21 protein-coding genes and 1 pseudogene are annotated in these 19,611 nt (G+C 45.8%); 14 read left to right on the forward strand and 8 right to left on the reverse strand.

Annotation, left to right across the window (positions count from 1 at the left end; all coding sequences use genetic code 11):
* The 7 genes from fmt to slyD form a co-directional block, all read left to right on the forward strand.
* On the forward strand, positions 1 to 712 hold a 712-nt coding region (fmt, locus tag DK423_RS09700; RefSeq protein WP_109043967.1), incomplete at its 5' end, for a methionyl-tRNA formyltransferase.
* Positions 712 to 2,067 (forward strand): 16S rRNA (cytosine(967)-C(5))-methyltransferase RsmB, encoded by a 1,356-nt coding sequence (rsmB, locus tag DK423_RS09705; RefSeq protein ID WP_005556195.1) that lies wholly within the window; start codon positions 712 to 714, stop codon positions 2,065 to 2,067. The genes fmt and rsmB, both read left to right, overlap by 1 nt.
* A gap of 23 nt (positions 2,068 to 2,090) precedes the next feature.
* On the forward strand, positions 2,091 to 3,467 hold the full coding sequence (gene trkA / locus DK423_RS09710) for a Trk system potassium transporter TrkA (protein ID WP_109043968.1): 1,377 nt from the start codon (positions 2,091 to 2,093) through the stop codon (positions 3,465 to 3,467).
* A gap of 109 nt (positions 3,468 to 3,576) precedes the next feature.
* Positions 3,577 to 3,972: a large-conductance mechanosensitive channel protein MscL gene (gene mscL, locus DK423_RS09715; RefSeq protein WP_005539483.1), complete on the forward strand. Its 396-nt coding sequence runs from the start codon at positions 3,577 to 3,579 to the stop codon at positions 3,970 to 3,972.
* 94 nt (positions 3,973 to 4,066) lie between these two features.
* Positions 4,067 to 4,501, forward strand: coding sequence for a ribonuclease E inhibitor RraB (gene rraB / locus DK423_RS09720; protein WP_005556200.1), 435 nt, complete (start codon positions 4,067 to 4,069; stop codon positions 4,499 to 4,501).
* A 50-nt stretch (positions 4,502 to 4,551) separates the two neighbouring features.
* On the forward strand, positions 4,552 to 5,271 hold the full coding sequence (locus tag DK423_RS09725; RefSeq protein WP_005556203.1) for an SIMPL domain-containing protein: 720 nt from the start codon (positions 4,552 to 4,554) through the stop codon (positions 5,269 to 5,271).
* Between the two features lie 93 nt (positions 5,272 to 5,364).
* Positions 5,365 to 5,973, forward strand: coding sequence for a peptidylprolyl isomerase (gene slyD / locus DK423_RS09730; RefSeq protein WP_005556205.1), 609 nt, complete (start codon positions 5,365 to 5,367; stop codon positions 5,971 to 5,973).
* Between the two features lie 70 nt (positions 5,974 to 6,043).
* Here slyD and DK423_RS09735 read toward each other — a convergent pair whose 3' ends face one another.
* The 3 genes from DK423_RS09735 to rimO all read right to left on the reverse strand — a co-directional run bounded on the left by DK423_RS09735 (position 6,044) and on the right by rimO (position 8,247).
* The gene (locus DK423_RS09735; RefSeq protein ID WP_005556207.1) at positions 6,044 to 6,262 is read right to left on the reverse strand and encodes a YdcH family protein; all 219 of its coding nucleotides are present in this window, start codon (positions 6,260 to 6,262) and stop codon (positions 6,044 to 6,046) included.
* Positions 6,263 to 6,386: 124 nt separating this feature from the next.
* Entirely contained in the window at positions 6,387 to 6,860 is a 474-nt protein-coding gene (locus DK423_RS09740; protein WP_032996548.1) for an arsenate reductase/protein-tyrosine-phosphatase family protein, read from the reverse strand.
* A 55-nt stretch (positions 6,861 to 6,915) separates the two neighbouring features.
* Positions 6,916 to 8,247, reverse strand: coding sequence for a 30S ribosomal protein S12 methylthiotransferase RimO (rimO, locus tag DK423_RS09745; protein ID WP_109043969.1), 1,332 nt, complete (start codon positions 8,245 to 8,247; stop codon positions 6,916 to 6,918).
* 211 nt (positions 8,248 to 8,458) lie between these two features.
* Here rimO and DK423_RS09750 point away from each other — a divergent pair, with 211 nt between their 5' ends.
* Entirely contained in the window at positions 8,459 to 8,743 is a 285-nt protein-coding gene (locus DK423_RS09750; RefSeq protein WP_005556213.1) for an alternative ribosome-rescue factor A, read from the forward strand.
* Positions 8,694 to 9,056: a DUF5377 family protein gene (locus DK423_RS09755; protein ID WP_032996544.1), complete on the forward strand. Its 363-nt coding sequence runs from the start codon at positions 8,694 to 8,696 to the stop codon at positions 9,054 to 9,056. Before DK423_RS09750 ends, DK423_RS09755 begins: the two co-directional genes overlap by 50 nt.
* A gap of 178 nt (positions 9,057 to 9,234) precedes the next feature.
* On the opposite strand, the pseudogene arsC reads toward DK423_RS09755, so the two are convergent.
* Positions 9,235 to 9,585 (reverse strand): annotated as a pseudogene (arsC, locus tag DK423_RS09760) (arsenate reductase (glutaredoxin)).
* 73 nt (positions 9,586 to 9,658) lie between these two features.
* On the opposite strand from arsC, the gene DK423_RS09765 reads away from it, so the two are divergent.
* Positions 9,659 to 10,720 (forward strand): AI-2E family transporter, encoded by a 1,062-nt coding sequence (locus DK423_RS09765; RefSeq protein WP_005556219.1) that lies wholly within the window; start codon positions 9,659 to 9,661, stop codon positions 10,718 to 10,720.
* Positions 10,721 to 10,856: 136 nt separating this feature from the next.
* On the opposite strand, the gene udp is transcribed toward DK423_RS09765, so the two are convergent.
* Positions 10,857 to 11,615, reverse strand: a complete 759-nt coding sequence (gene udp / locus DK423_RS09770; RefSeq protein WP_005556220.1) for a uridine phosphorylase — start codon at positions 11,613 to 11,615, stop codon at positions 10,857 to 10,859.
* Between the two features lie 32 nt (positions 11,616 to 11,647).
* Positions 11,648 to 12,100, reverse strand: a complete 453-nt coding sequence (asnC, locus tag DK423_RS09775) for a transcriptional regulator AsnC (RefSeq protein ID WP_005556222.1) — start codon at positions 12,098 to 12,100, stop codon at positions 11,648 to 11,650.
* 165 nt (positions 12,101 to 12,265) lie between these two features.
* On the opposite strand from asnC, the gene asnA reads away from it, so the two are divergent.
* Positions 12,266 to 13,258, forward strand: coding sequence for an aspartate--ammonia ligase (asnA, locus tag DK423_RS09780; protein ID WP_005556224.1), 993 nt, complete (start codon positions 12,266 to 12,268; stop codon positions 13,256 to 13,258).
* 55 nt (positions 13,259 to 13,313) lie between these two features.
* Here the strand turns inward: asnA and dusA are convergent, their stop codons facing one another.
* Both dusA and DK423_RS09790 read right to left on the reverse strand, forming a co-directional pair.
* Complete coding sequence (gene dusA / locus DK423_RS09785; RefSeq protein ID WP_032996546.1) at positions 13,314 to 14,300, reverse strand: tRNA dihydrouridine(20/20a) synthase DusA; 987 nt, start codon at positions 14,298 to 14,300, stop codon at positions 13,314 to 13,316.
* A 2-nt stretch (positions 14,301 to 14,302) separates the two neighbouring features.
* On the reverse strand, positions 14,303 to 15,694 hold the full coding sequence (locus DK423_RS09790; protein WP_061886192.1) for a chloride channel protein: 1,392 nt from the start codon (positions 15,692 to 15,694) through the stop codon (positions 14,303 to 14,305).
* Positions 15,695 to 15,937: 243 nt separating this feature from the next.
* Between DK423_RS09790 and DK423_RS09795 the strand changes: the two genes are divergently transcribed.
* The 3 genes from DK423_RS09795 (at position 15,938) to DK423_RS09805 (ending at position 19,527) form a co-directional block, all read left to right on the forward strand.
* Positions 15,938 to 16,942: an ornithine carbamoyltransferase gene (locus tag DK423_RS09795; RefSeq protein WP_005556232.1), complete on the forward strand. Its 1,005-nt coding sequence runs from the start codon at positions 15,938 to 15,940 to the stop codon at positions 16,940 to 16,942.
* A 9-nt stretch (positions 16,943 to 16,951) separates the two neighbouring features.
* Entirely contained in the window at positions 16,952 to 17,884 is a 933-nt protein-coding gene (gene arcC / locus DK423_RS09800) for a carbamate kinase (RefSeq protein WP_109043970.1), read from the forward strand.
* 113 nt (positions 17,885 to 17,997) lie between these two features.
* The gene (locus DK423_RS09805) at positions 17,998 to 19,527 is read left to right on the forward strand and encodes a YfcC family protein (protein ID WP_005556236.1); all 1,530 of its coding nucleotides are present in this window, start codon (positions 17,998 to 18,000) and stop codon (positions 19,525 to 19,527) included.
* The last annotated feature ends 84 nt before the right edge of the window (positions 19,528 to 19,611 follow it).

Consider the following 19,611-nt stretch of genomic DNA (forward strand, 5'->3'; position numbering starts at 1 on the left):
GGATGTCATGGTGGTTGTGGCGTACGGTTTGATTTTGCCACAAGCGGTGCTGGATGCACCGAAGTATGGCTGTCTTAATGTGCACGGTTCTCTGTTGCCGCGTTGGCGCGGTGCGGCACCGATTCAGAGAGCGATTTGGGCCGGTGATTTACAAACCGGCGTAACCATTATGCAAATGGATGCGGGCTTGGATACGGGCGATATGTTGCACAAAGTTTATTGTGACATTACAGCGCAGGAAACCTCCGCCGGTCTATATACCAAGTTGGCTGAAATTGCTCCCGCTGCGCTGGTTGAGGTGTTGGATCATTTAACCGACGGCACTTTTATCGCCGAACGCCAGGATGACGCGCAAAGTAATTACGCTGAAAAATTATCAAAAGAGGAAGCGAAACTAAATTGGCTGTTATCGGCGGCACAGCTGGAACGCAATATTCGCGCCTTTAACCCTTGGCCTATCGCCTATTTGGAATTAACCGACGGGGCAGGCAATCCGCAAACCCTGAAGGTTTACCAAGCCACCGTGTTGCCGCATACCAATAAAGCCCCCGGAATGATTTTATCGGCGGATAAGCACGGCATTCAAATTGCGACGGTTGACGGCGTGTTGAATTTGTTACAGTTACAACCGGCAGGCAAGAAACCTATGTCCGCACAGGATTTGTTAAACGGGCGTGCCGACTGGTTCCAAGTCGGCAAGGTGTTGCCATAATGAAAATGAGCAACGCAAAAACGTCGGCAAAAACCACCGCACTTTCCGCCCGTACAGCAGCGGTACAGATTCTTTTTCAGGTGCTGGATCAGGGGAAATCGCTTTCCTCCCTGTTGCCTGACGCCCAGACAACCGTCAAAGTGCAAGACCTTCCATTGTTGCAGGAAATTTGCTTTGGCGTGTGCCGTGTGCTACCCCGTTTGGAACAGATTATTGCACAGTTGGTTGATAAACCCTTGCGCGGTAAAAAGCGTATCGTGCATTGCTTACTGTTGGTCGGGTTGTATCAAATTTTGTACACCCGCATTCCGGCGTATGCCGCCGTGGATGAAGTGGTGAACACCACCAAGGCACTGCAATTACAAAGCTTTCAAGGTTTGGTGAACTCCGTGTTGCGTCGTTTTTTGCGTGAGCAAGAAAGCATGCTGGCAAAAGTTGATAAACATTGGCAAACGCTACATCCCGATTGGTTGGTAAACAAGCTGAAAAAACAGTACCCGAACTGGCGCGAGATTATCGAAGCCAATAACCAAAAACCGCCTATGTGGTTGCGGGTCAACACACAAAAAAACAGCTTGGAAACATACCGCACTTTATTGACGGCACAGCAAATGGACGCGCAGATCACGTCCCATCCGCAAGCACTGGGATTAACGCAGCCGACCGTCGTGCAGCATTTGCCGTTATTTGCCGAAGGTGGCGTGACGGTGCAGGATCTCCACGCCCAATGGGCAGCGTTGTTATTACAGCCGCAAAACGGTGAACTGATTTTAGACGCCTGTGCGGCGCCGGGCGGCAAAACCACCCATATTCTGGAACTGGCACCGCAGGCGGAAGTCATCGCTTTAGATGTGGAAGAAAACCGTTTACAGCGGGTAAATGAAAATTTAGCGCGTATGCAGCAGCAGGCGACCGTCATATGCGGTGATGCGGCAAATCCGCAGGCATGGTTGACGAAATTGGGGAAAAGTGCGGCGCGTTTTGATCGCATTTTATTAGACGCACCTTGTTCCGCCACCGGTGTGATTCGTCGTCATCCCGATATTAAATGGTTGCGCAAAGAAGCGGATATCCAACCATTGGTTGAACTACAAGAGCAAATTCTGCAGGCGTTATGGACATATTTAAAACCGAACGGGGTCTTGTTATACGCCACCTGTTCTGTGCTGGCAGAGGAAAACGCCCGGCAAATTGAACGATTTTTACAACGCACGCCGGACGCACAACTCGCGGCATTGAATTTGCCGGAAGAAGTGTTGGCTCGCAACCAAAGTGCGGTCGGTTTTCAGTTTATTCCGCAAATAGATGGCGGCGACGGTTTTTATTACGCAAAATTGGTTAAACGCGAAAACTAACGCGTGGTCACGGAGGGAATTGAATGAAAATAATTATTTTAGGTGCCGGGCAAGTGGGCTCTACCTTGGCGGCGAATTTGGTCAGCGAAGATAATGATATTACGTTAATTGATGATGAATCTATGCGTTTGGAGCATTTGCAGGACAAGCATGATTTGCGCGTGATGCAAGGCTTGGCATCATCTCCGAAAGTGTTGCGCGAGGCAGGTGCGCCTGATGCGGATTTATTAATTGCGGTTACCGGCTCCGATGAAATTAACATGGTGGCTTGCCAAATTGCCTATACGTTATTTAATACACCCACCAAAATAGCGCGCATTCGTAACGGCGAATATTTAAAAGAAAAAGAGAAATTATTTAACCCTGACGTGCTTCCCATTGATCATATTATTTCGCCGGAAAATCTGGTTACTAAGGATATTGTGCGTTTGATAGAGTATCCTGGTGCGTTGCAGGTGGCGCATTTAGCCAAAGACAAAATCAGTTTGGTCGTGGTGAAGGCGTATTACGGTGGACCTTTGGTGGGGTATCCGATTTCCACGTTGAAGGAACACATTCCTCATGTGGATTGTCGTGTAGTGTCCGTTTTACGGCAGGATAAAATCATTCGTCCGCAAGGTTCAACCATTATTGAAGCGGGCGATGAAGTGACGTTTATTTGCGCGACGGCGTATATCAAAGCAGTCATGAGCGAATTGCAACGCTTGGAAAAACCTTATAAGCGGATTATGATTGTGGGCGGCGGTAATGTCGGCACCGGCGTGGCGAAGCAGTTGGAAGAACATTGCACGGTGAAACTCATCGAACGTAATGCCGAGCGGGCTGCGGTGTTAGCGGAGAAATTATCGAAAACCCTTGTGTTTAACGGCGATGCTTCCGATCAATCCCTGCTGTTTGAAGAACATATTGAAAATATTGATGTTTTTCTTTCTCTCTCCAGTGATGATGAAGCCAATATTATGTCCGCGTTGTTGGCAAAACGGTTCGGTGCGAAGAAAGCCATGGTGCTGATTCAGCGCATGGCGTACATCAATCTGATTCAAGGCGGCACCATTGATATTGCTATTTCGCCGCAACAAGCGACGATTTCCGCGTTGCTCGGACATGTGCGTAAAGGCGATGTGGCAAATGTAGTTTCTCTGCGTCACGGCTTGGCGGAAGCCTTGGAAATCATTGTACATGGCGATGAAACTACCTCTAATGTTATCGGTCGTCTTATCGGCGAGTTAAAATTACCTACCGGTGCAATTATCGGTGCAATTCTGCGTGGGAACGAAGTCATTGTCGGCGATAATCAACTTGTTATTCAGGAAGGGGATCATGTGGTCGTGTATTTAAGCGATAAGAAATATATTTCCGACCTGGAAAAATTATTCCAGCCAAGTGCATTTTTCATCTAAATACGCGGAAAAAATTGTGCTTCTTAAATAAACTATCTATAATATACAGCCTTTTTAATTGGTAGTGTGCGTATCGCATTTTATTTTTAACAAGTCTTAGGAGAGCATTATGAGTTTCATTAAAGAATTTCGTGAATTTGCCATGCGTGGCAATGTTGTTGATATGGCAGTCGGTGTAATCATCGGCGGCGCTTTCGGTAAAATTGTCAGTTCATTGGTGGCTGATGTTTTTATGCCGGTATTAGGTATTTTAACCGGGGGCATGGACTTTAAAGATTTGAAATTCGTCTTGGAACCGGCAAACGGTGATATTCCTGCTGTAACGTTAAACTATGGTGTATTTATTCAAAACGTATTTGATTTTGTTATTATTGCGTTTGCCATTTTCATGATGATTAAGGCGTTAAACAAACTGAAAAAACCGGAAGTGGTGGAAGAAGCACCGGCAGAGCCTTCAACGGAAGAAAAATTATTAACTGAGATTCGTGATCTCCTCAAAAAATGATTTTTAGCCAAGAAAAATCTTCTCAATTCGGGAAGATTTTTCTTTCTTGTTGCATATCCCGTTTTCCCTTCATCTTTCTTACCAAGGATAAATTATGACAAATTTAGATGAATTACAGGCGGAAACCCGCAAGATTATTACCGATTTATTAAATGACGGTAGCGATCCAAATGCGCTTTATATTATTGAACATCATATCTCTCATCATAATTTTGATAAATTGGAAAAAATTGCTATGGACGCCTTTAAATCCGGTTATGAAGTGTCCGAGGCGGAGGAATTTGAGGAAGAGAACGGCAGGGTGATTTTCTGTTGCGATATTATCAGTGAACTGGAATTAAAACCCGAACTCATTGATGCACAACAAAAAGAGTTGTTGCCGTTAATCGCCAAATACCAAGGCGGTTATGACGGTTGGGGCACGTATTTTGAAGATCCGGATGTCGATGATGACGAATATGGTGATGACGGTGAATTTTTTGACGAAGATGATGCCTTAGATGATGACGATGAGTTCGTTAAACGTTAAAAAACATTTGTAAAAACAACCGCACTTTTTAATTTTTATAGGAGAAAACCATGAAATTCAAAAATTTAGTTTTATTGCTGTTGCCTTTAAGCGTCGCTTTAACTGCCAATGCCGAAGCTAAGGTTACCGACGAACTGGAAAAAAACGTCATTTCTTTTAACACTGAAGTCACGAAAGAAGTGGATTATGACGTAATGGAAGTCACTCTTTTCGTGAAACAGGAAAATAAGAATTTAAAAGAATTGAACCAAGCTATTAATGAGAAAGTGAATGCTGCATTGGATGTGATTAAAAAGCAAAGTGCGGTGCAAATTAAGAAAAATACGCGTAACACACAAGTGCGTTATGATAACAAAGGCAAACAATCCGGTTGGACTGAACGTGCTGATTTAGTGTTGGAAAGTAAGGATTTTGTAGTCTTATCCCAAGTCATTTCCGATTTAAACGAGACGTTCGCTATTGCCGATGTCATGCAAAAATTATCTAATGAAGCCGCGGTGAAATTTGAAGATGAAATGCTGAAAAGCGCTTTGACACAATTCCAACATAAAGCGCAGTTAATTCAGACTTCTCTTAATGCTAAAGGGTATGAAGTAATCAGTCTGGGGTTGGATAACAGAAATGAAATACCGTATTTAGGGGGACGTATGATACCGGTGGCTAAAATGAAATCTTTTGCTTCAGAGGTTGCTGATGAAGTGAGTCTTGATAGTAATGATAAAGCAGAATTAAAGACCTCGGTGAGTGCACAAATTAGGTTACTGAACTAATTGCGTTTGCTTGAGAATATTTTCTATAAAATAATAAGCTTTTCTGCGCTTACGTTTTGCGCAGAAATTCTTTTTTGAACAATGAGGTAAACCATGAAAGTTGCAAAAAATGTTGTGGTAAGCATTGCTTATCAAGTTCGTACCGAAGATGGCGTGTTGGTGGATGAAGCCCCGGCAAACCAACCGTTACAGTATTTACAAGGTCATAATAACTTAGTTATCGGCTTGGAAAAGGCGTTAGAAGGCAAATCCGTTGGTGATAAATTTGAAGTCCGCGTGAAACCGGAAGAAGGTTACGGCGAGTACAATGAAAATATGGTACAACGCGTACCAAAAGATGTATTTGTCGGCGTTGATGATTTGGAAGAGGGTATGCGTTTTATTGCTGATACCGACATGGGCCCGTTGCCGGTGGTGATTACCGAAGTGTGCGATACCGATGTGGTGGTTGACGGAAACCACATGTTAGCCGGTCAAGAATTACATTTCACCGTCGAAGTGGTTGATACCCGTGAAGCGACTTTAGAAGAAATCGCACACGGTCATTTACACCAGGAAGGCGGTTGCTGCGGCGGTCATGGTCATGACAGTGATGAAGACGGTCACGGCTGCGGTTGTGGCGGTCATCACCGTTATCATGACCACGATCATGAGCACCATCATCATGGCGAAGGTGGTTGCGGCTGTGGCGGCAAACACTAAAAAACACTTTAAAAAAAGACCGCACTTTTTACGTTGCGGTTTTTTGTTTTAGGCTAGTGACTGAAACTGCTTATTTAGTGTCAGCTTTTTTCAGCACGTTATACATTTGATCTTTCAAACGCAATTTTTCCTTTTTCAACATTTCCACTTCATTGTGCGTACCCAATTCAATATGGGATTCAATGTTTTTAATACGTTGGTCCAGTTCATTGTGTTTATCAAATAGATTGGCAAAATAAGCATTTTCGGTTTTGAGTTTTGTAATTAAATCTCGGAATTCCGGAAACATAGGATTGGCCTCATCATAAGTTAAGTCGGTATAACGATGGTTATACTGTCATTATCTTACCGAATTCCATAGGAAAGAAACGTGCGGGAGATCACAAAACACGCGTATAAAATTTAACATTTTTTCACAAGCGATGTTCCCGTCGAATTTTCGCCAATAAAGCGTTGCAGCATTGATCCAACAATGTGTAGGTCTGATTAAAATCTTTGGTGTACCAAGGGTCGGGAATATGGTCGATGCCTAATGTCGGGCAAAGTGCGGTGATTTGAAACAGCTTTTCTGACCGGGCACCGAACAATTGTTCCAAATCGCGCAGGTTGTCGTTATCCATGGCGATAATATAATCAAAATCTGTCCAATCTGTTAACCGCACTTTACGGCTGACAAAACCGTTGGAAGCGATTTTATGCTGATCCAATATATCGGCGGTGCCGCAGTGCATATCTTCGCCGTCATGCCAGCCGGACGTGCCTGCGCTGGCAGTGATGATATACTTTTGTAAATTGGTTTGTTTTACTTTCTCACGCATTACGTACTCTGCCATGGGAGAACGACAAATATTGCCTAAACAGACAAAAAGAATTTTAACTAGTGGCATGATTTTTATCCAAAAAGTCATAAAAAATCCTCGTAGCGAGGATTTTTCTAATAAATTAGCAGGTTCCCCATAAATCATATTCGTCGGCGTCGGTAATCGTGACGGAAATAACGTCGCCGATATTGACCGCACTTTGGCTTTGATTTTCCACATACACCACGCCGTCAATTTCCGGTGCGTCCGCCATGGAACGGCCGATCACGCCTTTTGCATTCACTTCATCTACAATCACCGGCAGGGTTTTGCCGATTTTTTGTTGTAAGCGTGCGGCAGAGATTTCTTGCTGTACTTGCATGAAGCGGTGGAAGCGTGCTTCTTTCACCTCTTCCGGCACCTGATCCGCCATATCCGTTGCCGGCGCGCCTTCTACCGGGCTGAATTTGAAGCAACCCACGCGATCCAGTTGGGCGGCTTTGAGGAAATCCAGCAGCATTTGGAAATCTTCTTCCGTTTCTCCCGGGAAGCCCACGATAAAGGTGGAACGCAAGGTGAGTTCCGGGCAAATTTCGCGCCATTGCTGAATGCGTTCTAAAGTGCGGTCGATTTTGCCCGGTCTTTTCATTGCCTTGAGAATTTTCGGGCTGGCGTGTTGCAACGGAATATCCAAATAAGGCAACAGCTTGCCTTCCGCCATGAGCGGAATCAGCTCGTCCACGTGCGGATATGGATAAACATAGTGCAAACGTACCCAAACGCCGAGATTGCCCAACTGGCGACACAAACTGATGAGGTTGTTTTTAATCGGCATGCCGTTCCAGAACACGGTTTTGTTTTGATTTTCTTTGCTTTGATCCAAAGCATACGCCAAGGTATCCTGCGAAACGATCAGCAGTTCTTTCACGCCCGCATCCACCAGGCGCTTCGCTTCGTCTAGCACTTGCGTAATCGGGCGGCTGTTCAAATCGCCGCGCATGGACGGAATAATGCAGAAGGTACAGCGATGGTCGCAGCCTTCGGAAATTTTCAAATACGCATAATGTTTCGGCGTCAGCTTCACCCCTTGCGCCGGTACAAGACTTTCATAAGGGTTATATTGCGGTTTCGGCACATATTTGTGTACCTGATTCATCACGGTTTCATAACTGTGCGGACCGGAAATTTCCAACACTTTCGGGTGTACCTGGCGAATTTGGTCTTCTTTGGCGCCAAGGCAGCCGGTTACAATTACTTTGCCGTTTTCTTCCAGCGCCTCGCCGATGGCTTCCAGTGATTCCTGCACCGCGCTGTCAATAAAACCGCAAGTGTTGATGATCACCAAGTCGGCGTTTTCATAGCTCGGAATGATGTTATAACCGTTGGAACGCAATTCCGTCAAAATGCGTTCCGAATCCACTAAATTTTTCGGACAACCAAGGCTGACAAAGCCGATATTGGGGGTAGTGCTCATAAATTTTCTCAAATCATCTATCGTAAAATAAAAACGGCTAATTCTACTTGTTTTAGTACAAAAAGGCGACAAAGAAATGTGTGACGGATGCCACGTCAAACCGTGCAAATTGGTGTGACGGCTTTCAATTTCAGCGGAATCGTATATAATGTGTGCCGTTTTTTAGCCGTTAAAAAGCAACCTAATATTAATCTTAACAAGAGGAAAAATCATGGCAAAACAAAAACATGCCTTGCAAATTCCACCTCAAAACGTGCAAGGGACGCTGACGTATCAGCATCAACGCGGGGTGATCAAAGATAATGCCATTCAGGCGTTATTACACGACAAACTCTTTCGTCAACGCATTGAGCGTAACAAGAAAGGCAAAGGCAGCTATCAACGTAAAGCGAAACACGCAAATCGTTATTACGAAAAGCCCGATAATAAGATTTCTCTGATCAGAGATGTTATTATCGGGCTTTTTTCTTTCCGTTTATTTCGTGCAATGTATTGATATTAAAGAGGTTATTGTGACAGCAAAAACAGAAGTTTTATTTAACAACACATGGAATGTCAGAATCAGCGACCCGGGTGAAGAGGGCGCGCAAAGTCATTTTTTTGAAACCATTTATATTACGTTAGAAGCGCATATTAACGACAACGAGACAACATACGAATTTACCCGCAAAGTAGAAGACCAAATTAAAATTAAAAAAACATTCACCGATTTGGATGAATTATTCATTTATTTAAGCGAACAAATTTCACCGGTCGCGTTGGGGCATTTGGGCATTAAAATCGGAAATTTGAGGTTGGCAAGTGAATAGTTGATCGTGCCAAAACTTAACAGTAAACCCGACATTGTGTCGGGTTTATTTTATGGCGCGAAAAGTGCGGTCACAAAAAAGTCCGTTTTTTGAACGTTGGCCATGCCAACGGCCCGGGGTGAATAAATCACTTCAGTGATTTATGAATATTTTTAAGCTGTTTTTTCGTGGGTGGTGTTCACAGAATTGATAACACGCTTTCCGGCGGGCGTCCGATTTTGGCGTTGTCGCCGTTAATTACGATAGGGCGCTCTAATAACGCGGAATGTTGCGCAATGGCTTGTAGCAAGTCCTATTGACTCAGCGTCGGGTTATCCAAACCGAGTTCTTTATACAGCTCATCTTTGGTGCGCATCATTTGGCGAATGTCACTAATGCCTAATTTATCGGCGATGGCTTGCAGCTCCGCAACGGAATAGGTTTTCTGCAAATAAAGTTCGACTTGCGGTTGAATTTGATGGTTTTCCAATAATGCCAGGGTTTCACAGCTTTTGGAACAGGACGGGTTGTGATAGATAATAATGGACATAGAAATTCCTTATGTTAGTGTAATTTGCCTGGATTTTACCTTATAATCAGGCAAAATTTATAGAGGTAATTACATGATTGAAATGTTAAAAAATTGGTACCGGAGACGATTTAGCGACCCGCAAGCTATGGGGTTGTTTGCTATTTTATTCTTTGGCTTCGTCGCAATTTATTTTTTTAGTGATTTAATTGCGCCGCTGTTGGTAGCGATTGTGTTAGCGTACCTGTTGGAATGGCCTGTGCGCTTATTAAATGAAAAATTGAAGTGCCCGCGTTTGCTTGCTACCGGCTTGGTTATTGGCAGCTTTACCGGCTTGGTGTTTTTGGTAGTTTTAGTGTTGATTCCGAATTTGTGGACACAAATGGTCAATTTATTAAGTGATTTGCCACATATGTTTAATCGGTTTAATGAATGGCTGCTGTCTTTGCCGGTACGCTATCCGGATATGATTGATGCACAAACCGTGGAATCGATTTTCGGCACGGTGAAAGAGAAAATTTTAGGGTTGGGCGAATCAGCGTTAAAATTGTCGTTAGCATCAATTATGAACTTGGTGACGCTGGGAATTTATGCGTTTTTAGTGCCGTTAATGGTGTTTTTCCTGTTGAAAGATAAGCGTCAGTTAATGGACGGTGTGAGCCGTTTTTTACCGCGTAATCGTACCTTGGCGTCAAAAGTGTGGGTGGAAATGCAACAGCAAATTGCCAATTATATTCGCGGCAAGTTGGTGGAAATTTTGGTCGTTACCGTAGTGACTTATGCGATTTTCCTGATTTTCGGGCTGAATTACCCGTTATTGTTGGCGGTGGCGGTCGGGCTTTCCGTATTGGTGCCTTACATCGGCGCCGTGCTAGTGACGATTCCGGTGGTGTTGGTGGCGATTTTCCAATTCGGCGATACGCACACGTTTTGGTACATCGTTATCGCCTTCGTGGTGTCGCAATTATTGGACGGAAATCTGCTGGTACCGTTTTTGTTCTCCGAAGCGGTAAATTTGCACCCGTTGGTAATCATCATTGCCGTTTTGATTTTCGGTGGCTTATGGGGATTCTGGGGCGTATTTTTTGCCATTCCGCTGGCGACGTTGGTGAAAGCGGTGGTGAACGCCTGGCCTTCCAATGAAGCGGCGGAATAAAAAACACCGGGAAAAACAACCGCACTTTAAGGGCTAAAAGCCAAAGTGCGGTCTAAAATCAAAACGTTTTTAGCATAAAAAATGCAGCCATCTTCGGCTGCATTTTTGCTTTCTTTGGGCTTTCCTGGGATTGACGTCAAACCAATAATCCTGCCGCTCTCACCACTGCATGAATGGCTTTTTCTTCGGTGGATTTAATGGTTTCTTCGTTCGGGATTTCCTGTTGGGTACGATTCACAATGGCACCGGCGATCATGCCCGCCCGCAAACCCAAAGCGGAACACATGGTGAACAAGGTGGCGGATTCCATTTCATAATTCATTACGTGCAATTCCTGCCATTGTTTGAGCGAACCTTGGAAATGGCGATAGATTTTGCCGGTAAAAGTGTCGTAGCGTTCTTGCCCCGGATAAAAGGTGTCTGACGAGGCGGTGATGCCCACATGGACGTTGTTGCCCGCATCTTCTGTCGCCACTTTATACAACGCATTGGTGCATGCAAAGTCGGCGACTGCCGGATATTCCAGCGGCGCAAAGTGACGGCTAGCGCCATCTAAACGTACGGCGCCGGTGGTGATTAATAAATCGCCGACATTAATATGCGGTTGAATGGCGCCGGTGGTGCCGATACGCAAGAAAGTGCGCACTCCCAGTTGTGCCAATTCTTCCACGGCAATGGAAACGGAAGGTCCGCCGATACCGGTGGAACAAACCACCACGGCGTGTTCGTCAATATAGCCGAGCCAAGAAGTGAATTCGCGGGTGGCAGCAAGGAATTTCGGGCGATTTAATAAGCGGGCGATACGTTCAACCCGTTCCGGTGCGCCGGGTACAATGGCTAATTTGGCGCCGTTTAACATGGCTTTGGTTAAGCCGAGGTGAAATACGTCTGACATAATTTTCTCCTTTTATGTAAGGTATTGTCCTTTTAAGGTTTAATGTCACGCAAAATCGGATTTTGCATGGAAATTAAGGTTTCTGTGGATTGAATTTCATCAATTAACTGAATCTTTGCCGATAACACCAAATGTAATTCGGCGATGGTGTGCGTCATCACTTTAATGAAAATGGAGTAGTTGCCGGTGGTGTAATACGCTTCCACCACTTCATCGATGGTTTCCAGCTTTTTGATCACTTTGTCATAATCTTTGGCGGATTTCAGAATAATGCCGATAAAACCGCACACATCATAACCGAGCTTGCGTTCGTTAATGCGCACTTTGGTGCCTTCAATTACACCGGATTGGCGCATTTTTTCCACCCGCACATGAATCGTGCCAGGACTTACGCCGAAGTTTTTCGCCATTTCCGCATAAGGCGTGCGCGCATCCCGCGTTAATACGCGCAATATTTGCTGATCTAAATTATCAATATTGTGCATAATATACTCCTTGTTTGAAAAAATTTTAATAAATTAAAGAATAAATTAAATTTAATCTAAATTATACCAGTTTATTGTTTGATTATATTAAATTATATTGCATTAAGTTTGAGGAATATGCAAAATCAGCGCCGTTACTTTAAATGAAAGAATAGGGGTATAACAATGAAAAAGACATTTATTTTACAGCAACAAGAAATCAGCTTTGTGAAAAACACATTCACACAAAATCTTATTGAACAACTTGGCATTATTGAAGTTCAGGGACCTATCTTAAGCCAAGTGGGTAATGGTATGCAAGATAACTTATCCGGTATTGAAAAAGCGGTACAGGTTCACGTCAAACAAATTCCGGGCGTGGTTTTTGAAGTAGTGCATTCCTTGGCAAAATGGAAACGTCACACCCTTGCCCGCTTCCATTTTAAAGAAAACGAAGGCTTGTTCGTGCATATGAAAGCCTTGCGCCCTGATGAAGATTCTCTTGACCCGACGCACTCGATTTATGTGGATCAATGGGACTGGGAAAAAGTGATTCCGGAAGGTCGCCGCAATTTTGCCTATTTAAAAGAAACCGTCAATGCCATTTATCGCGCCATTCGTCTCACTGAATTGGCGGTGGAAGCCCGCTTTGACATCCCGTCAATTTTGCCGAAACACATCACTTTCGTGCATACCGAAGATTTGGTGCAACGTTATCCGAACCTCAGTGGCAAAGAGCGTGAAAACGCCATTTGTAAAGAATACGGCGTCGTCTTTTTAATCGGTATCGGTGGCAAATTATCCGATGGCAAACCGCACGACGGTCGCGCACCGGATTACGACGACTGGACCACCGAATCGGAAAACGGCTACAAAGGGTTAAACGGCGACATTTTGGTGTGGAACGAACAACTCGGTACCGCCTTTGAGCTTTCTTCCATGGGAATTCGCGTAGATGAAGCGGCATTACGTTTACAAGTGGGCTTAACTGGCGACGAAGACCGTTTAACCATGGATTGGCACCAAGAATTGTTGCAAGGCAAATTGCCATTGACCATCGGCGGTGGTATCGGTCAATCCCGCATGGCAATGTTCCTACTGCGCAAAAAACACATCGGCGAAGTGCAATCCAGCGTCTGGCCGAAAGAAATGCTGGAACAATATCAGCACATTCTTTAATCTGAAACGAAAAAGTGCGGTGGATTTTAAAAACGTTTTTCAAAACGACCGCACTTTACGCTTCTTCCACAAACCCCAACGCGGTTTCCACAACGTTGATGCCTGCGCCTGCTTTGTAGGCGTTTTCGCTTAAATGGCGGCGCCATTGGCGGGCGCCTTTGCAGTGTTGGAAAGCGCCGAGCATGTGGCGCACGATGTGATTGAGATACACGCCTTGGCTAAGCTGTTGTTCAATATAAGGGAACATTTTTTCTACCGCTTGGCGCGGGGTGACAATTGGCGCGTTAGGATCAAACAGCGTCTGATCGATGTAGCCGAGCAACGACGGGTTTTGATAGGCTTCGCGCCCCACCATCACGCCGTCCACCCGCTGCAAATGTTGTTGCATTTCGTCAAGGGTTTTAATGCCGCCGTTAATGCTGATGAGCAAATGCGGGAAATCCCGTTTCAGTTGATACACCCGTTCGTAATCCAGCGGCGGAATCTCGCGGTTTTGTTTCGGGCTTAAGCCGGAAAGCCAGGCTTTGCGCGCGTGTACGATAAATTCCCGACAGCCCGCTTGTTGCACGGTTTCGATGAAATTACAAAGAAAGTCATAGCTGTCAAAATCATCAATGCCGATACGGGTTTTCACCGTCACCGGAATGCGCACCGCTTCTTGCATTTGTTGTACGCACTCGGCGACCAGCGCCGCGTTTGCCATTAAACAGGCGCCGAACATACCGTTTTGCACGCGATCGGACGGGCAGCCCACGTTTAGGTTGATTTCCTGATAATCCCGTTGTTCCGCCAGTTGGGCGCAATGTTTGAGTTGGGCGGGGTCGCTGCCGCCCAGTTGTAACGCCACAGGCTGTTCCGCCAGGTCAAAATCCAGATGGTCGTATTTGGCGTGAATGATGGCTTGTGTCGTCACCATTTCCGTATAAAGCAAGGCGTGGCGGGAAAATTGGCGGTGGAAATAACGGCAGTGGCGCGTGGTCCAATCCAACATGGGCGCCACGGCGAAGCGTCCGCGATAAAAGTGCGGTGGATTTTGAGGCATTTTTATGAGTTGTCCTTCATGTCTTGTTGCATTTCTTCTTTAATCCGATGGCGGAAGCACCCCGCCGCAAAATGATAGAACGGCTTCGGATTAAATTGGCGTGAAATAATGGAGGAAATCAGGCAGCAAATCAATAGCCAAATCAGCACGGGCTGGCAGCCGGTCATTTCCATCACGATGACGCTGGCGGTCACCGGCGATTGGGTGGCGCCCGCCAGAAATGCCGCCATACACAGCAGCACCAGCAGGCGTTGGTCAATTAAGCCGTCGGTGAAGGTCGCCACTTGCACGCCAAGCCCGGCGCCGATGGTCAGGGACGGCGTGAAGATGCCGCCTGCGATGCCCGTCCAGTAAGTACCTACGGTAGCGAATAATTTCATGATGCCGATGTCCCCTTGCAAGGCTTGCCCGTCGAGGGCTTGCGTGACCACATGATAGCCCGTGCCGTAGGTTTGCCCGTTGGTGTACAGCCCAAGTGCGGTCAGAATTAAGCCCAAAATAAAGGCGGTATAAATGGGATGATTGCGTACCCAGCCGCGACATAAATTCGGTAATACGCCGCTAACGCCTTTTGCCAGCAGGCGGGCGAAAATGCCGCCGAACACCCCGCAAACCACGCCGTACAACAAAACCCATAAATATAAATAAGGAATATCGGTGACGCCATGGTATTTGGGAAAGTAGGGATTGTTGCCATCAATGGCGACCAAGATGAACCCCGCTGCCAATACACCCAGCAGTACGCGCCGTTCCCAGCGTAACAATACGCCGCGTCCGAGTTCTTCAATGGCGAAAATTACCCCGGCTAACGGCGCGTTAAAGGCGGCTGCTAATCCGCCCGCCGCGCCCGTCGCCATCAGCTCATTGGCGCTGAGCCCTTTGAATGCCACGCCGTATTGCCGACAAAGGTTACCCCACCATAACATCACCGCCGCGCCTACTTGCACGGACGGACCTTCCCGTCCTACGGAGGCACCGAATAACATGGCTAAAAAGGTGAGGGGAATTTTCCATAAGGTTTGTGCAAATGCCACTAAACGGGTTTTGTCACTGTTATGGGGCAAGCTGAGAGATGCGATCACTTGCGGAATACCGCTGCCGCCCACATAGGGCGTGTATTTCAATACGAACCACGCCAATGCGGCTAACCCGCAAGGCATCACAACCCAAGCCGCGAGGGGATATTGTTGTGTCCATTGTGCGTTCCATTCCAAGCCTAAATCCGCCAGTTTGGCGAAACTGAGGGAAAACAGGGAAACCAAGGTGGCACCGATCATGAGACAGGAGAATTCGACGGTTTTGTGCGAGAGACGGTGGCTTTGGCGTAATTTCTTGTGAAAAACATACCGCACTTTTAGCACGAAGTGGCGGAATGAGATAATGAAAGCGTTCATTTTTATCGTGAAATTTTAGGATGTTGTGATGTTTTATGATCAATTTCTGCGTAAAACCGAATTTTATACCAATAAATTCGTCTTTGTTAGACATAAGTTCAAAATCTTTACACTGACGCAAAAAATTCGCAATTATATTTTTCGTCGCTTCTTTTAGAATACCACCATTCGCAATCCGCAGTAGGTCGTATGTCGAATAATCAATTTGTTAGTCAATCACTCACATAAAATAAGGAGATTATTATGGCTTTCAATCTTAAAAACAGACATTTATTAAGTTTGGTAAATCACTCAGAACGGGAAATTAAATATTTGTTGGATTTATCCAGAGACTTAAAAAGAGCGAAATATGCCGGAACCGAACAACAAAAATTAAAAGGGAAAAATATTGCGTTAATTTTTGAAAAAACCTCCACCCGCACCCGTTGCGCCTTTGAAGTCGCCGCCTATGACCAAGGCGCCCAAGTCACTTATATCGATCCGAATTCCTCCCAAATCGGGCACAAAGAAAGCATGAAAGACACCGCCCGCGTGTTAGGCAGAATGTACGACGCCATTGAATATCGCGGTTTCAAACAAGAAATCGTCGATGAATTGGCGGCATATGCTGGCGTGCCGGTGTTTAACGGGTTAACCGATGAATTCCACCCGACCCAAATGTTGGCGGATGTGTTAACCATGATTGAAAACTGCGATAAGCCGTTGAGTGAAATCAGCTATGTGTATATCGGCGATGCGCGCAATAACATGGGGAACTCCTTATTATTAATCGGCGCCAAACTGGGCATGGACGTACGCATTTGCGGACCGAAAGCCTTATTGCCGGATGCCGAATTGGTGAAAATGTGCGAAGGCTTTGCAAAACAAAGCGGCGCGCGCATTACCGTTACCGACGACATTGATAAAGCGGTTAAAGGCGTGGATTTCGTGCACACCGACGTGTGGGTTTCTATGGGCGAACCGTTAGAAACTTGGGGTGAACGAATTAAATTGTTGTTGCCGTATCAAGTGACCCCTGAATTGATGAAACGCACCGGCAATCCGCGGGTGAAATTCATGCACTGCTTGCCGGCGTTCCACAACAGTGAAACCAAAGTGGGTCGTCAAATCGCCGAAAAATACCCGGAACTGGCAAATGGTATTGAAGTGACCGAAGATGTGTTCGAATCACCAATGAACGTGGCGTTTGAACAAGCGGAAAACCGTATGCACACCATCAAAGCCGTACTTTACTCCAGCTTAATCTAGGAGGTGCGTATGAGAATCGTCATTGCATTGGGCGGCAATGCGCTGTTACGGCGCGGTGAACCGCTGACGGCGGAAAATCAACGCTTAAACGTGCGTATCGCCTGTGAGCAAATCGCCAAAATTTATCCGAATAATGAATTGGTGATTGCCCATGGGAATGGACCGCAAGTGGGGTTGCTGGCTCTGCAAGGGGCGGCTTATAAAGATGTACCGACCTATCTGTTAGATGTGTTGGGCGCGGAATCCGTGGGCATGATCGGTTACATGATTCAACAGGAATTGGGTAACTTGGTGCCGTTTGAAGTGCCGTTTGCCACGTTGCTTTCCCAAGTGGAAGTGGATATTAACGACCCAGCGTTTAAGAACCCGACCAAGCCAATCGGGCCGGTGTATTCCAAAGAAGAAGCGGAACGTCTGGCGAAAGAGAAAAACTGGACCATTGCAAAAGACGGCGACAAATACCGCCGCGTCGTACCAAGCCCGTTACCAAAACGGATTTTTGAAATTCGTCCGGTGAGATGGTTACTGGAAAAGGGCAGCATTGTCATTTGCGCCGGCGGTGGCGGTATTCCGACGTACTACGATGAACAACACAATCTGCAAGGGGTTGAAGCCGTTATCGACAAAGATTTGTGTTCCGCATTGTTGGCGGAAAATCTGGACGCGGATTTGTTCATTATTGCCACCGATGTGTCCGCCGTGTTTGTAGATTGGGGCAAGCCGACACAAAAAGCGATTGCTTTGGCTCCGCCTGATGAAATTGAAAAATTAGCTTTTGCTGCTGGTTCCATGGGACCGAAGGTGCAAGCGGCGGTAAATTTTGCACGTCATACGGGAAGGGATTCAGTCATCGGATCACTTTCCGACATCGTTGATATTGTGAAAGGCAAAGCCGGTACACGCATTACCAATAAGGCGAAAGAAATCTCTTATTATTCATAATAAAAGCACTTTGAAAAATTCAGCGGTTCAAAGTAAAATGCGCGGTTGGCGTAACTGATTGAAAGTTACGTCAACTTGCCAAACAAAACTGTTGTATTGACGAGGAGTCTGTTATGGAAGCGTCTACTCAAAAAAAGACCTTTAATTTCCCATCGGCATTTACGATTTTATTCTTTATTCTCATCCTTGCCGTGGGACTCACCTGGGTTATTCCGTCAGGATCATATTCTAAATTGACTTACAGTATGACCGACAAAATGTTTGTGGTGAAGACGTATGGCGAACAAGATAAAACCTATCCTGCCACCGAAGAAACATTAAATAACCTCAATATCAAAATCAAACTTTCCAATTTCACCGAAGGCGTCATTAAGAAACCTATCGCCATTCCGGGCACTTACCAACGAATCGAACAGCATTACAAAGGCATTAAGGATATTCCGATCAGCATGGTGGAAGGGACCATTGAAGCCGTGGATGTGATGGTCTTTATTTTCGTGCTGGGCGGTATGATAGGAGTGATTAACAAAACGGGCTCCTTTAATGCCGGCTTAATGGCGTTGGCGCGGCGCACCAAAGGTAACGAATTCATGATTGTGTTCAGCGTTTCCGTATTAATGGTGTTAGGTGGCACCACTTGCGGTATCGAAGAAGAAGCCGTGGCGTTTTATCCTATTCTGGTGCCGGTATTTTTAGCTTTAGGTTATGATGCGATCGTTTGCGTCGGCGCGATTTTCTTAGCCGCCTCCATGGGGACGGCGTTCTCTATCATTAACCCGTTCTCCGTGGTTATCGCCTCCAACGCCGCCGGGATTCAATTTACCGAAGGTATCGGATTCCGTACCATTGGCTTAATTTTAGGTTCGGCGTGTGTTATTGCTTATCTCTATTGGTACTGTAAAAAAGTAAAAGCCGATCCGAGTTTTTCATATACTTATGAGGATAGAGAAGAATTTCGTCATCGTTATATGAAGAATTTTGATCCGAACGTGGTGGTGGAATTTACCCTCAGAAGAAAACTTATCCTGATTTTATTCTGTATCGCGTTCCCAATGATGATCTGGGGCGTGATGGCGGGCGGCTGGTGGTTCCCACAAATGGCGGCGTCCTTCTTATCCATCACCATTATCATTATGTTTATCAGTGGCTTGAAAGAAAAAGACATAGTGGAATCCTTCACCGAAGGAGCATCGGAATTGGTCGGCGTGTCCCTCATTATCGGCTTGGCGCGCGGGGTAAACCTCGTCTTGGAGCAAGGTATGATTTCCGATACGATTTTGGATTACATGTCTAACCTGGTGAGTGGCATGCTGGGCAGTGTCTTTATCCTGGGTCAGTTGGTCGTTTTCGTCTTCCTCGGATTGATTGTGCCGTCTTCCTCCGGTTTGGCGGTGCTTTCCATGCCGATTATGGCGCCGCTTGCCGACGCCGTAGGCATTCCGCGCGACATCGTGGTTTCCGCCTACAACTGGGGGCAATACGCTATGCTGTTCCTGGCACCGACCGGCTTGGTATTGGTGACCTTGCAAATGTTGCATATCCCGTTCAACAAGTGGGTGAAGTTTGTCTTACCGATGATTGGTTGTTTGTTGGTGATCGGCGCGACGTTGTTGGTTATCCAGGTTTCTTTGTATAGTGTTTAACCGCAGTACGCAAAAAGACCACTCGTATCGCAGATTTTTACGGGTGGTCTTGCTATAATCTGTCGGTCTTTTTTATAAAAGGAT

The sequence above is a fragment of the Aggregatibacter actinomycetemcomitans genome (assembly GCF_003130205.1).
GTDB lineage: Bacteria > Pseudomonadota > Gammaproteobacteria > Enterobacterales > Pasteurellaceae > Aggregatibacter > Aggregatibacter actinomycetemcomitans_A.